The 12,606-nt window shown below is 73.1% G+C and carries 11 protein-coding genes and 1 pseudogene; 5 read left to right on the forward strand and 7 right to left on the reverse strand.

Annotation, left to right across the window (positions count from 1 at the left end; translation table 11 throughout):
- Positions 1 to 66: 66 nt before the first annotated feature.
- Positions 67 to 1,344, reverse strand: coding sequence for an MFS transporter (locus OG594_RS07990; RefSeq protein ID WP_266596599.1), 1,278 nt, complete (start codon positions 1,342 to 1,344; stop codon positions 67 to 69).
- 71 nt (positions 1,345 to 1,415) lie between these two features.
- Between OG594_RS07990 and OG594_RS07995 the strand changes: the two genes are divergently transcribed.
- The 4 genes and pseudogenes from OG594_RS07995 (at position 1,416) to era (ending at position 5,827) form a co-directional block, all read left to right on the forward strand.
- The gene (locus tag OG594_RS07995) at positions 1,416 to 2,453 is read left to right on the forward strand and encodes a GlxA family transcriptional regulator (RefSeq protein ID WP_266596601.1); all 1,038 of its coding nucleotides are present in this window, start codon (positions 1,416 to 1,418) and stop codon (positions 2,451 to 2,453) included.
- A 117-nt stretch (positions 2,454 to 2,570) separates the two neighbouring features.
- Positions 2,571 to 3,866 carry a beta-xylosidase gene (locus tag OG594_RS08000; RefSeq protein WP_266602715.1) on the forward strand — a complete coding sequence of 432 codons (1,296 nt, stop codon included), beginning with the start codon at positions 2,571 to 2,573 and terminating at the stop codon, positions 3,864 to 3,866.
- 203 nt (positions 3,867 to 4,069) lie between these two features.
- Positions 4,070 to 4,381: pseudogene (locus OG594_RS08005) on the forward strand (DUF916 domain-containing protein); the annotation flags it as partial.
- Positions 4,382 to 4,885: 504 nt separating this feature from the next.
- Positions 4,886 to 5,827 carry a GTPase Era gene (gene era / locus OG594_RS08010; protein WP_181382474.1) on the forward strand — a complete coding sequence of 314 codons (942 nt, stop codon included), beginning with the start codon at positions 4,886 to 4,888 and terminating at the stop codon, positions 5,825 to 5,827.
- A gap of 115 nt (positions 5,828 to 5,942) precedes the next feature.
- Here era and OG594_RS08015 read toward each other — a convergent pair whose 3' ends face one another.
- From OG594_RS08015 to OG594_RS08035, 5 genes are all read right to left on the reverse strand, one after another.
- Positions 5,943 to 6,614 carry a cyclopropane-fatty-acyl-phospholipid synthase family protein gene (locus OG594_RS08015; protein ID WP_266596603.1) on the reverse strand — a complete coding sequence of 224 codons (672 nt, stop codon included), beginning with the start codon at positions 6,612 to 6,614 and terminating at the stop codon, positions 5,943 to 5,945.
- 103 nt (positions 6,615 to 6,717) lie between these two features.
- Entirely contained in the window at positions 6,718 to 7,347 is a 630-nt protein-coding gene (locus OG594_RS08020; protein ID WP_266596605.1) for an SMI1/KNR4 family protein, read from the reverse strand.
- Positions 7,347 to 8,165: a GNAT family N-acetyltransferase gene (locus OG594_RS08025; RefSeq protein WP_266596607.1), complete on the reverse strand. Its 819-nt coding sequence runs from the start codon at positions 8,163 to 8,165 to the stop codon at positions 7,347 to 7,349. The genes OG594_RS08020 and OG594_RS08025 overlap by 1 nt, the downstream gene beginning before the upstream one ends.
- A gap of 52 nt (positions 8,166 to 8,217) precedes the next feature.
- Positions 8,218 to 8,487: a protealysin inhibitor emfourin gene (locus tag OG594_RS08030; protein WP_266596609.1), complete on the reverse strand. Its 270-nt coding sequence runs from the start codon at positions 8,485 to 8,487 to the stop codon at positions 8,218 to 8,220.
- 9 nt (positions 8,488 to 8,496) lie between these two features.
- Positions 8,497 to 9,573 carry a M4 family metallopeptidase gene (locus OG594_RS08035; protein ID WP_266596611.1) on the reverse strand — a complete coding sequence of 359 codons (1,077 nt, stop codon included), beginning with the start codon at positions 9,571 to 9,573 and terminating at the stop codon, positions 8,497 to 8,499.
- Between the two features lie 366 nt (positions 9,574 to 9,939).
- Here OG594_RS08035 and leuA point away from each other — a divergent pair, with 366 nt between their 5' ends.
- Positions 9,940 to 11,703, forward strand: coding sequence for a 2-isopropylmalate synthase (leuA, locus tag OG594_RS08040; protein WP_266596613.1), 1,764 nt, complete (start codon positions 9,940 to 9,942; stop codon positions 11,701 to 11,703).
- Between the two features lie 123 nt (positions 11,704 to 11,826).
- Here the strand turns inward: leuA and OG594_RS08045 are convergent, their stop codons facing one another.
- Positions 11,827 to 12,585, reverse strand: coding sequence for an SDR family NAD(P)-dependent oxidoreductase (locus tag OG594_RS08045; protein ID WP_266596615.1), 759 nt, complete (start codon positions 12,583 to 12,585; stop codon positions 11,827 to 11,829).
- Positions 12,586 to 12,606 lie beyond the last annotated feature (21 nt).

Consider the following 12,606-nt stretch of genomic DNA (forward strand, 5'->3'; position numbering starts at 1 on the left):
TCGGCCCCGGCCAGGCTGAAGGAGCCAGCGGGGCTACTGGGCCGGGAGTGGGCAGGCCGCCGGAGGCTAGCGGCGGCGGATGGTCATCGCCATCAGGGCGGCCATCGCGCACAGCGCGCCCGAGGCGTACCAGACGGTGTCGTACGAGCCGGTGAGGTCGCGGGTCAGGCCGCCCAAGAAGGCCACCGCCGCCGCGCCGACCTGGTGCGAGGCCAGGACCCAGCCGAAGACGATCGCCCCGTCGTCCCCGTAGTGCTCGCGGCACAGGGCGATCGTGGGCGGGACGGTCGCGACCCAGTCCAGGCCGTAGAAGACGATGAAGAAGAGCAGCGGCGGCTGCACCGACGGTGCCAGCAGCATCGGCAGGAAGAGCAGCGAGATCCCGCGCAGGGCGTAGTAGACGGCCAACAGCCGCCGCGAGTCGAAGCGGTCCGTGAACCACCCCGACGCCACCGTGCCGATCACGTCGAACACGCCGACCACCGCCAGCAGCCCCGCCGCAGCCGTCACCGGCATGCCGTGGTCGTGTGCGGCGGGTACGAAGTGGGTCTTGACCAGGCCGTTGGTCGAGGCCCCGCAGATCGCGAAGGTGCCCGCCAGCAGCCAGAACGGGCCGGTGCGGGCCGCGTCGAAGAGCACCCGCAGCGCGCGCCGGGCAGCTCCCGGGACCGGGGCCGGCTTCTGCGCGTACGTGCCGCCGTACGGTGCGAGTCCCACGTCCGCCGGGTGGTCGCGCATCAGCAGCCACACGAAGGGGGCGACGGCCAGGGCCGCGAGGGAGACCGTCACCGTCGCCGGGCGCCAGCCGTGGTGCTCGACCAGCCAGGCCAGCAGCGGCAGGAAGACCAGCTGGCCGGAGGCCCCGGCCGCGGTCAGGATGCCGGTGACCAGCCCGCGCCGGGCGATGAACCAGCGGTTCGTCACCGTCGCCGCGAAGGCCAGGGCCATGGAGCCGCTGCCCAGCCCCACGAGGACGCCCCAGAACAGCACGAGCTGCCAGGGCGCGGTCATCCACACCGTGGCCAGCGAGCCCGAGGCGATGACGAGCAGGGCGAGGGCCACGACCTTGCGGATGCCGAAACGGTCCATCAGGGCCGCGGCGAAGGGGGCGGTGAGCCCGTACAGCGCGAGGTTGACGGAGACGGCGAGGCCGATGGTCCCGCGCGACCAGTCGAACTCGGCGTGCAGCGGTTCGATGAGCAGTCCGGGCAGGGAGGCGAAGCCGGCCGCGCCGATGATCGTCACGAAGGCAACGGCGGCGACGAACCAGGCGCGGTGGACGCGGGCGGGCCGCCGCGGGGAGCGGCGGTCCACGGGGGCGGAGGCGGAGGCTGTCTGGGGCACGACGACAGCTTCCGGCCACCTGGGGACCGCAGGAAAGTGGCTTGACTGTCATGCTTCGCTACGATCGGGCCATGGAGTCGGAGAAGAAGGCACACCGGGTCGTCGTCCTCGCCCTCACCGGGCTGCTGCCCTTCGAGCTCGGTATCCCGCACCGGATCTTCGGGCGCGCCAAGGGCCCGGCCGGGCAGCCGCTGTACGAGATTCTCACCTGCGGGCTCGCCCAGGGGCCGGTGCGCACGGACGCCGACTTCGCGATCCACGTCGAGCACGGCCCGGAACTCCTGGCCACCGCCGATACGGTGGTGGTGCCGGCCTCGTACGAGCTGGGCCCGGTGCACGAGGATGGCCGGCTGACCGACGAGCTCACGGCGGCCCTCGCGCACATCCGGCCCGGCACCCGGCTGGTCTCGATCTGTACGGGCGGATACGTGCTGGCCGCGGCCGGGTTCCTCGACGGGCGTCCCGCCACCACCCACTGGGCCTCCGCCGAGCACTTCCAGCGGCTCTTCCCTGCCGTGCGGGTCGACCCGGACGTGCTCTACACCGACGACGGGGACGTGCTGACCTCGGCCGGAGTCGCCGCCGGGGTCGACCTGTGCCTGCACATCGTGCGCCGCGACCACGGCGCGGCCGTCGCCAACGAGGTGGCCCGGCGGACCGTCGTACCGCCCCACCGGGAGGGCGGGCAGGCGCAGTTCATCGCGCGCCCGATGCCGGAGCCGCAGCTCGCCACCACCACGGCGGCCCGCGCATGGGTGCTGGACCGGCTGCACGAACCGCTCCGGCTGACCGACCTGGCCCGGCAGGAGTCCATGTCGGTACGGACCTTCACGCGCCGGTTCCGCGAGGAGTCCGGCGTCAGCCCGGGCCAGTGGATCGTCGGCCGGCGGGTGGAGCGGGCCCGGCAGCTGCTGGAGCAGACGGAGCTGCCGATGGAGCAGGTGGCGCGGGACAGCGGCTTCGGTACGGCCCAGTCGCTGCGCAAGCACGTGCAGGCGGCGCTGGGGGTGAGCCCGACGGCCTACCGGCGCACCTTCCGCGCGGCCGGCGGGACGGTCACCCTGCCAGCTCCTGATGGGCCATCAGTTGCTGCCGGACCCGCGCATTGACTTCTCCCGCCCCCCGCTCGTGAATGGCCCCCTGCGCCGGGCTCGGGCGCGCGGGAACCTAAGGGGCGGGCAGTGCGAACAGGGGCGCGGAAGCGGAGATGGCCGGCGGCCGTGGGCTTGGCCGTGCTGGCGGCCACGACCGGGAGCGCCCTGAGCGCACCCGCCGCGGCCGAGGGGGAGGCGCCCCCGGGCCAGGTGGACTTCCCGACCCACTGCCCGGCGCCCCAGGAGGCCGGGCGCCCGCCCGCGGACGGGCCGACCGCCGCGCGGATCACCGTCGACAACCCGGCCCCGCAGGTCGGCGACACCGTCACCGTGACCTACCAGGTGGTCCGGACCCCCGCCGTCAACCCGGTCGGCGGCGAACTCCCCGCCGACGTGCTGACGCCGACCGGCCGGATCCTGCTGGCGGGCGCCCAGAGCGGCGAGGTCACCGTGGTCGGGGCCAAGCGCAACGACCCCGTGCCGGCGGGCGCGACCCTCCCCGCCGTCACGATGACCGGCACGTTCACCGTCACCGCGCCCGGCGAAACCACGCTCGCCCCGGGCGGCTACACCCTGCACACCAGCCACTTGCTGGACCTCGACACCACCTGCACCGCCGATGCCGCGTCCGCCGTCCCCGTCTCCGCCCGCCTGAGTGCGACCGGGCTGCCCACGGCCAACCTGCGCACCGTCTTCCTCGGCGCGGCCCAGGGCGGGCCGGGCGCCAAGGTCAAGGTCACCGCCGCCGGCTTCCCGCCGGGCGCGGCCGTCACCGTGGCCGGTCGGGCCGGCGCCGCCGAGACCGCCGACCGGGGGAGCGCCACCGCCGACGAGTTGGGCACGGCCCTGGTCGAGCTGCCGGTCACGGACAGGGCCACCACCGCGCTGATCGCCTACGAGGGTCGGGCCTGGTCGGCGCGCCAGGGCTCGGGCCCGGCCGCGTACACGGTCATCGACGCGGCTCCGCCGCAGCCCGCCGCCACGCAGAAGGTCACGGCCACCGTCGAGCCGGGCGTCCTGGGCATGGCCCAGAGCGGCGCGGACATCACCCTGGGCGCCGTCCCGTACGGCGACGGCGGCGCAGCCCCCGGCCGGATCGGGACGGTGACCGTCACCGACGCCCGCGGCGGCCCGGCCGGCTGGACCCTGATCGGCAAGGTCACCGACTTCACCGGACCCGGCGGGATCCGCATCCCGGGCGCCTCCCTGTCCTGGACCCCGAGGTGCGCGGCGGCCGAGGGGAGCCGCAGCGTCTGTACGCCGGGCAGCGCGGGCGTGGTCGGGGCCGACGGGGCGGTGCTCGCCTCCACCCCCGACGCACCTCTGGTCGGCGGCACGTTCACCATCGATGCCACGGTCACGCTCAAGGTGCCGCCGTACACCCCGCCGGGTGCGTACACGGCGGTCCTGACCCTGACCCTGTCGTGACGCCCGGCGGGGCTGTACTTCAGCCCGTCCGGCGTGTGAGGACCGGGTCCGGGCAGAGCCCGGGGAACGGTGGAAGGGCGGGTCGGGGACGGCTCCGCGCCGCGCTTGCCCTCGCCGGGGCGACCTTGCCGATCCTCGTCGGGCTCAGCGGAACGGCCGAAGCGTCGGACAACGGGCAAGCGTCGGACGACGGGCAGTGGTCCGTGCTGCCCGTCGCGAACACCGTCGGGCAGCGGCCCTCCTTCTACCTCGCCGCCGCGCCCGGCCAGTCCGTCGCCGACGCCGTCACCCTCACCAACCGCACCGACCGGCCCCGCACCTTCCGGCTGTACGCCGCCGACGCCTACAACACCGCCCGCGACGGCGGCTTCGCCCTGCGCGGCCCCGACGAGCCGCGGCTGGCCACCGCCGCGTGGGCGGAGCTCGACCGGGAGCGGGTCACCGTAGCGGCCCGCTCGTCGGTCTCCGTCCGCTTCACCGTCACCGTCCCCGACCGGGCGGAACCGGGGGACCACCCCGGCGCCGTCGTGGCCCTGGAGGAACGGCCGGGGGCCGTGGCCGACACCGCCCGGGGGATCGGCGTGCAGAAGGCCGTCGCCGCCCGGCTGTACCTGCGGGTGACCGGCCCCACCGCCCCCGCCCTCACCGTCCGGGGCGTCACCGTGAAGCGTCGCGGCTCCGGCGCGGACGTCGCGTACACGCTCCACAACATCGGCAATGTCACCCTGCGCCCCCGGGCCGCCCTCACCGCCACCGGGGCCCTCGGCCGCCCGCTCCTCGCCCGCGAGCTCGGCGGGCTGCCCGCCGAACTGCTGCCGGGTCAGGAAGTACGGCTCAGCGCCCGTTGGGAGGGCGCGCCCAGAGCGGAATGGGCCGAGGTCACGGTGCGCGCCCGGGCCGACGGAACCACAGCTCAGGGCCGTGCGGACCTGGTCCGGCGACCCTCGCCGATGGTCGTGCCGGCCCTTGTCGCCGTGATCTGGTCGGCGCTGGGAGCCGCATCGGGGAGAATGGCCCGTATGAGCGATCGTTCCCCCGAGTCCACCGCCCCGCACCGTGCGGGGTTCGCCTGCTTCGTCGGCCGCCCCAACGCGGGGAAGTCGACCCTCACCAACGCACTCGTGGGCACCAAGGTCGCGATCACCTCCAACCGGCCGCAGACCACCCGCCACACCGTCCGCGGCATCGTGCACCGCCCCGACGCCCAGCTCGTCCTCGTGGACACGCCCGGCCTGCACAAGCCGCGCACCCTGCTCGGCGAGCGCCTCAACGACGTCGTACGGACCACCTGGGCCGAGGTCGACGTCATCGGCTTCTGCCTGCCGGCCGACCAGAAGCTCGGCCCCGGCGACAAGTTCATCGCCAAGGAGCTGGCGGGGATCAAGAAGACCCCCAAGATCGCCATCATCACCAAGACCGACCTGGTCGAGTCCAAGCAGCTGGCCGAGCAGCTCCTCGCCGTGCACCAGCTCGGTGCCGAGCTGGGCTTCGAGTGGGCCGAGATCGTTCCCGTCTCGGCCGTCGGCGACACCCAGGTCCAGCTGCTGGCCGATCTGATCGCGCCGCTGCTGCCGGAGAGCCCGCCGCTGTACCCGGAGGGCGACCTCACCGACGAGCCCGAGATGGTCATGGTCGCGGAGCTGATCCGCGAGGCCGCGCTGGAGGGCGTACGGGACGAGCTCCCGCACTCCATCGCCGTGGTCGTCGAGGAGATGATCCCGCGCGAGAACCGTCCGGCGGACCGCCCGCTGCTCGACATCCACGCCAACGTCTACATCGAGCGGCCGAGCCAGAAGGGCATCATCATCGGCCCGAAGGGCTCCCGGCTGAAGGAGGTCGGGATGAAGTCGCGCAAGCACATCGAGGCGCTGCTCGGCACCCCGGTCTTCCTCGACCTGCACGTGAAGGTCGCCAAGGACTGGCAGCGGGACCCCAAGCAGCTGCGTAAGCTCGGCTTCTGAGGCGCGAACCGCCCGCTGCGACGACATGACGACATGACGACGAACGGACGCCGCCCCGCTCGGGGCCGCGTCCGTTCGTCGTTCCGTCCGTGCGTCCGTGAGTTCGTCCGTCGGGCTACGCGGGCCGGCGCACCCGGACCACGTTGTCCGTACGGGTCCCGGGCGTTCCGTCGGGCTGGTTCTGGATCCGCTCGGTCTCCTCGGCCCGCAGCACCTCCCAGCCCGCCGTGACCGGCTCCAGCTGCGCCAGGACCTCCTCGGGCGTGGGGAAGTGGGCCTCCTCCCGCTCCTCCTGCCACGGTGCCCAGCCCGCGTGGCCGACCACGAGCAGCGTGCCGCCGGGGGCCACGGCCGCGGCGGCCGTGCGCAGGACCGCGTCACGGGGGAAGTCCCCGTAGTTGTGCAGGAAGCACGCGGAGACGAGGTCGAACTCCCCCTGCGGGAAGGACTCCGTCAGATCGTGCCGCGCGAAGGAGACGCGGTCGGCGACCCCGGCCTCCGCCGCGTGCTCGGTCGCCCGGCCGAGGGCGACCCCGGAGATGTCGGTCCCGGTGACCGTCCATCCGCGGCGGGCCAGCCACACGGCGTCGGCGCCCTCTCCGCACCCCAGGTCCAGGGCCCGGCCCGGGGCGAGGGCGGACACCTCGTGCACCAGCATGGCGTTGGCCTCGCCGCTCCAGATGCGGTGGTTCTCCCCGTACCGGCCGTCCCAGAACTCCTCGCCCGCCAGCGCCCCGGGCTCGGGGTGGTGGTGGGTGTGCGTGTGCGTGTGCGCGTGCTCGGCCATGGCTTCCTCTTCCAGTCGGGTGCCGGTACGGCCGATGCTCCGCCCGCCCGACGAGGTACGGCAAACTTTGTTGCCGACCCGGCAAAAGAAGAGTCTGACGGGTTCAGAAATCCGCGGGTCGGCCCCAGTCCGGCCCCAGCAGGTGCGAGAGGTCGGTCAGGCCCAGGTCCCGCCATTCCTGGAAGGTCAGCGGGGGCGCGCCGCCGGGGTGGTCGAAGGACAGCGGCACGATCAGCTCGCACGTGGCGCGGCCGTCCCACCACACCGTGCCGGCCAGCGGTCCCGTGAGCGCGAGCAGCGTGGCGAAACCGCAGCCGTTGTCCTGGAGGACGACGGCGCCGGCCGTCTCACGGTCCTCGTACGCGTCGGCCCCGCCCCACAGGCCACCGTCCGCGGCGTACGAGTCCGGGTGTGGGAAGGGGAGGCGCAGCAGGTCGCGCTGCACGGTGTCGTTCTCGTCCCACCACCAGCCGGCCGGGCCCTTCGCCAGCCGGTGCAGCCTGCCGCCCGAGCTGACCTCGGTCAGGTACGAGCGGTACGCGGGCGGGAAGCGGATCCCCAGCTCCTCCTCGGCCTCGGCCACCTCGGCCGCGGTCAGCGGGGGGTGGTTCGGCGGGGACGGCGGCGCGGGCCACCCCCGGGCCCGGGCCTGGTCCTGGACCGAGACCGGAGGCGGGTCCGGAGTCGGGGCCGGCGCTCTGCGCGCTGCCCGCAGCCGCCCGAACAGGCGCATCACACCTCCGGCTCGGCGATCAGGGCGGTGGCCACCCGGCGGAAGCCGATGCGGGCGTAGACGCGGGCCACGTCCTCGTCGCCCGCCGACAGGAAGACCGTGCGGGCCCCGCGCTCCCGGGCCCGTGCGACCAGGGCGGCCGTGACCCCGAGGGCCAGGCCCTGGCGGCGGGCCGACGGGAGGGTGCCGACGCCCACCACCTCCACGACGTCCCCGACCGGGTTGTACTGGCCCGCGCAGAGCACCACGCCGTCCCGTACGGCCGCGGCCAAGGCCGTGCTGCCCGCCGCCAGCTTCCCGGCCACCCGGGCCCGGCCCGCCTCGGCCGCCGGGTCCGTCAGCGCCGCCGCCAGTTCCGCGGGGCCCGCCTCGCCGACCGCCGTTCCCGGTGCCGCGAAGGCCAGGGCCGGGACCGTCACGGCGGCGGTGAGCAGCGGGTCGTCGGCGTCGAGGAGACGGACTTCCGGGTGCGGGGGAAGGGCCTCGGCAGAGGGGTCCAGGACCATCAGCGGGTGGGCGTGGACGTGGAGTCCCGCCGCTTCGACCGCGGCCCGGAGCGAGGGGCTGGTTTCGGCCACCCACTCGAAGGCCTCGGGAACCTTCAGCTCCCGCTGGCGCTGCCAGACCCGCTCCACGTCGGCCCGGGTCGCCTCGGGGCCGCCGAGCGAGGGCCGCGCGTAGTACGGCCAGCCCGCGCCCTCCTGGACGAACAGGGTCAGCGGTCCGAAGTCCTCGGCTCGGGCCCCGCCCACCCGCGGCACCGTGTCGTAGTACCGCTCCAGCTCGGACAGCGTTGAATCGATCATGTGGTCGGTCATCCGGCCATCCAAACAAAGCGGCGCCGCGCGGGCACCTCCTTTCCGGACCCGCTCAGGCACCCTCCTTCAGCACGCGCGAGATCAGCGCCCGCTGGGCGTCCGACAGGTTCGGCTCCGCGCAGGCCACCGTCCGCCCGTCCGCGGTGATCCGGTAGGAGAAGCCGTCGCGCACCCGGTCCGCCGGGTCGCCCGGCGGACCGGGCCGCAGCGCGAGCTGGGCCAGGGCCTTCCACTCGTCCTCGTCCGGCCGGCCCGCGGTGTCCACCTCGGCCCGGCGCTCGATGCCCGCGAAGCCGCCCGTCCGTACCACCTGAATGCGCATGGGTGCCCTCTACCCCGCGAGCGGGACACCCACCGCGGACCACGCCTTCTGGAGCGCCTGGTGCTCGGCGCCGCCGGCCCCGTACCGGGTCACGGCCGCCGCGGTCGAGAGCCGGGCGAAGTCCGCGAAGTTCGCCCGGGGGGTGAGGTCGCCGCCGGTCAGAGTGTCGTACCAGATCCGTCCGGCCCGCTCCCAGGCCTTGCCGCCCAGCTCGGTCGCCACGATGTAGAAGGCGTGGTTGGGGATGCCGGAGTTGATGTGGACGCCGCCGTTGTCGCTGTGGGTGTTCACGTAGTCGTCCATCGTGGCCGGCTGGGGGTCCTTGCCGAGTTCGTCGTCGTCGTACGCGGTGCCCGGGGCCTTCATCGAGCGCAGCGCGACCCCGGTGACGTTGGGGCCGAGCAGCCCGGCCCCGATCAGCCAGTCGGCCTCATCGGCGCTCTGCTCCAGCGAGTACTGCTTGATCAGCGAGCCGAAGACGTCCGACATCGACTCGTTCAGGGCGCCCGACTGGCCGCGGTAGATCAGGTTCGCGGTGTACTGGGTGACCCCGTGGGTCAGCTCGTGTCCGATGACGTCCACCGACACGGTGAAGTCGAGGAAGAGGTCCCCGTCCCCGTCGCCGAACACCATCTGCTGGCCGTCCCAGAAGGCGTTGTTGTACTCCTCGCCGTAGTGGACGGTGGCGTCCAGGGGGAGCCCGGAGTCGTCGATCGAGCGCCGGCCGAAGCCCTTCAGGAAGAGTTCGTACGTCGCGCCGAGCCCCGCGTAGGCGCGGTTGACGGTGGCGTCCTTGCTGAGCGGGTCGCCCTCCCCGCGGACCTTCGTCCCGGGCAGCCGGGTGCGGTGCTGGGCGTCGTAGACGGTCCGGTCCGGATCGTCGGAGGCCGGCGCGGCGAGCGCGGGGACGATCCCGCGGACGGCGGTGACCCGGCGCCGGGTGCGCAGCAGGGAGTCGCGCTCCAGGGTGCGCTGGGCGAGGTCGGCGCGGCGGGAGTCCTCGGACAGGGCGGCCTTGTCGAGGAGGTGCGGCGGTACGACCGTGCAGAAGACGGGGTGATGGCGGTGGGTGTGGGAGGCATCCATGCCCGGCAATGTGGCAGTGGGTCATGGCGGTGTCACTACCTGCGACCATGATTCATTCACTTGTCTGAAAGTGGTGACGCTGGGTTGACGGAACGACCGGACCCGGGCGGGGCAAAGGAGGCTTGGCTCACATTTGGTGCAAATCGGGCGCTCGGGTCTTGCATACTGAAACAGGTCCTCGCGTCACGGCGCGGCTCGGCTAGGCTCGGCCCATCATGCGTTTCGGGCTGCTTCTCCTTAGCTGCCGCGGCGAGGGTCTGTAGTCGTAGGCCGACCCCCTCCCCGCGGAGTTTGGTGTTGCGGTTTTCACTACCGCCGTCGGCCGTCCCAGCGAACTACACGCGGACACGCGAGGAGCCCAACGCCATGAGCCAGCAGCCTTTTGTCGGTCGCCCCACGCCCATCACCAACGCGACCCACACCCAGAAGTCCTCCGGGATGCCGATCCACAAGTACGGCTCGTACGAGCAGGTGGACATCCCCGACCGCACCTGGCCGAACGCCCGCGTCACCAAGGCTCCCCGCTGGCTCTCCACCGACCTGCGCGACGGCAACCAGTCGCTGATCGACCCGATGACCCCCGCCCGCAAGCGCGAGATGTTCGACCTGCTGGTGCGCATGGGCTACAAGGAGATCGAGGTCGGCTTCCCCTCCTCCGGCGAGACCGACTTCGCCTTCGTGCGCTCCATCATCGAAGAGGGCGCGATCCCGGACGACGTCACCATCTCCGTACTGACCCAGGCCCGCGAGGACCTGATCGAGCGGACCGTGGAGTCCCTGGTCGGCGCCAAGCGCGCCACCGTCCACCTGTACAACGCGACCGCCCCGACCTTCCGCCGGGTCGTCTTCCGCGGCTCCAAGGAGCAGATCAAGCAGATCGCCGTCGACGGCACCCGCCTGGTCATGGAGTACGCGGAGAAGCTGCTGGGCCCGGAGACCACCTTCGGCTACCAGTACAGCCCGGAGATCTTCACCGACACCGAGCTGGACTTCGCCCTGGAGGTCTGCGAGGCCGTCTGCGACGTCTGGCAGCCGGCGGAGGGCCGCGAGATCATCCTGAACCTGCCCGCCACCGTGGAGCGCTCGACGCCGTCCACGCACGCGGACCGCTTCGAGTGGATGGCCCGCAACCTGACCCGCCGCGAGCACGTCTGCATCTCCGTGCACCCGCACAACGACCGCGGCACCGCCGTCGCCGCCGCCGAGCTGGCCCTGATGGCCGGCGCCGACCGCATCGAGGGCTGCCTGTTCGGGCAGGGCGAGCGCACCGGCAACGTCGACCTGATCACCCTGGGCATGAACCTGTTCTCCCAGGGCATCGACCCGCAGATCGACTTCTCGCAGATCGACGAGATCCGTCGCACCAGCGAGTACTGCAACCAGATGGAGGTCCACCCGCGCCACCCCTACGCGGGCGACCTGGTCTACACCGCCTTCTCCGGCTCCCACCAGGACGCCATCAAGAAGGGCTTCGACGCGATGGAGGCCGACGCGGCCGCCCAGGGCAAGACGGTCGACGACATCGAGTGGGCCGTTCCGTACCTGCCGATCGACCCGAAGGACGTCGGCCGCTCCTACGAGGCGGTCATCCGGGTCAACTCGCAGTCCGGCAAGGGCGGCATCGCGTACGTCCTGAAGAACGACCACAAGCTGGACCTGCCGCGCCGCATGCAGATCGAGTTCTCCCGGATCATCCAGGCCAAGACCGACGCCGAGGGCGGCGAGGTCACGCCGAAGGCGATCTGGGACGTCTTCTCCGACGAGTACCTGCCCAACCCCGAGAACCCCTGGGGCCGCATCCAGCTGCGCTCCGGTTCGACGGCCACCGACAAGGACGGCACGGACACGCTCACCGTCGAGGCGGTCGTGGACGGTGTGGAGACGGTCCTGGACGGCACCGGCAACGGTCCGATCTCGGCCTTCTTCGACGCGCTGGCCGGCATCGGCGTCGACGCCCGCCTGCTGGACTACACCGAGCACACCATGAGCGAGGGCGCCTCCGCCGTGGCCGCCTCGTACATCGAGTGCGCGATCGACGGCCGCGTCCTGTGGGGCATCGGCATCGACGCCAACACCACCCGCGCCTCCCTGAAGGCGGTCATCTCCGCCGTCAACCGCGCGGGCCGCTGACCCCTCGCAGGTGAACCCCGCTCCCTCCCTTCCGGAGGGGGCGGGGTTCCGTCGTTCCCGCGCCAACCCGGCTCGGCCCGCCAGGGTCGCCCGGGCCGGGCGGGTCGGGCGCGTCGGGCGGGCTCAGCGGGCCAGGTAGCCGCCGTCCACCGGCAGGACCACGCCCGTCACGAACGAGGCCGCGTCCGAGGCCAGGAAGGCGATGACGCGGGCCACCTCCTCGGGCTCCCCGAGCCGGCCCATCGGATGCGCCCCCGCGATCTCCGACAGGTACTCCGGCCCGCCCGGCTCGTCCTTCAGCGCGATCACCCGCTCCGTACGGATGGTTCCCGGTGCCACCGCGTTGACCCGGATCCCGTGTGCTGCCCACTCCACCGCGAGGTGCTTCGTCAGCCCCGACGCCACGAACTTCGCGGGTCCGTACGCGGCCTGGCGGGCCTGCCCGGCCACTCCCGAGATCGAGGACACGCAGACCAGGGCCCCGCCGGGGCGCGGCTGCGCGGTCATCGCCTCGATGGCGTACTTGCAGGTCAAGAACATGCCGCGGCCGTCGACCGCCATGACGTGGTCCCAGTCCTCGGGACTGGTCTCGCGCACGTCGGAGAGGGGGAGCACCCCGGCGTTGGCCACGGCCACGTCCAGGCGCCCGTACGCCCCGACGGCGGCCGCGACCATCGCGCGGTTGGCCTCCGGATCGGAGACGTCACCGGCGACCGCGGTGATCGCGCACCCCTCGTCGGCCAGTTCCGTACGCAGGGCCTCGACCCTGGGGCCATTGATGTCGGCCGCGGTCACCCGGGCCCCGGAGCGGGCCAACAGCCGGGCGGTGGCCCGACCGATCCCGCTCGCGGCGCCGGTGACCAGACAGGACTTCTCGTTCATGCGGCGAACCCTAGAGGGGTC

The organism is Streptomyces sp. NBC_01214 (assembly GCF_026340975.1).
Lineage (GTDB): Bacteria > Actinomycetota > Actinomycetes > Streptomycetales > Streptomycetaceae > Streptomyces.

Coding starts and splice junctions, on each gene's coding strand:
- OG594_RS07995 (WP_266596601.1), top strand. CDS start 1,416: ATGGAGTCGGAGAAGAAGGCACACCGGGTCGTCGTCCTCGCCCTCACC.
- era (WP_181382474.1), top strand. CDS start 4,886: ATGAGCGATCGTTCCCCCGAGTCCACCGCCCCGCACCGTGCGGGGTTC.
- OG594_RS08015 (WP_266596603.1), bottom strand. CDS start 6,614: ATGGCCGAGCACGCGCACACGCACACGCACACCCACCACCACCCCGAG.
- OG594_RS08020 (WP_266596605.1), bottom strand. CDS start 7,347: ATGCGCCTGTTCGGGCGGCTGCGGGCAGCGCGCAGAGCGCCGGCCCCG.
- OG594_RS08025 (WP_266596607.1), bottom strand. CDS start 8,165: ATGACCGACCACATGATCGATTCAACGCTGTCCGAGCTGGAGCGGTAC.
- OG594_RS08030 (WP_266596609.1), bottom strand. CDS start 8,487: ATGCGCATTCAGGTGGTACGGACGGGCGGCTTCGCGGGCATCGAGCGC.
- OG594_RS08035 (WP_266596611.1), bottom strand. CDS start 9,573: ATGGATGCCTCCCACACCCACCGCCATCACCCCGTCTTCTGCACGGTC.
- leuA (WP_266596613.1), top strand. CDS start 9,940: ATGAGCCAGCAGCCTTTTGTCGGTCGCCCCACGCCCATCACCAACGCG.
- OG594_RS08045 (WP_266596615.1), bottom strand. CDS start 12,585: ATGAACGAGAAGTCCTGTCTGGTCACCGGCGCCGCGAGCGGGATCGGT.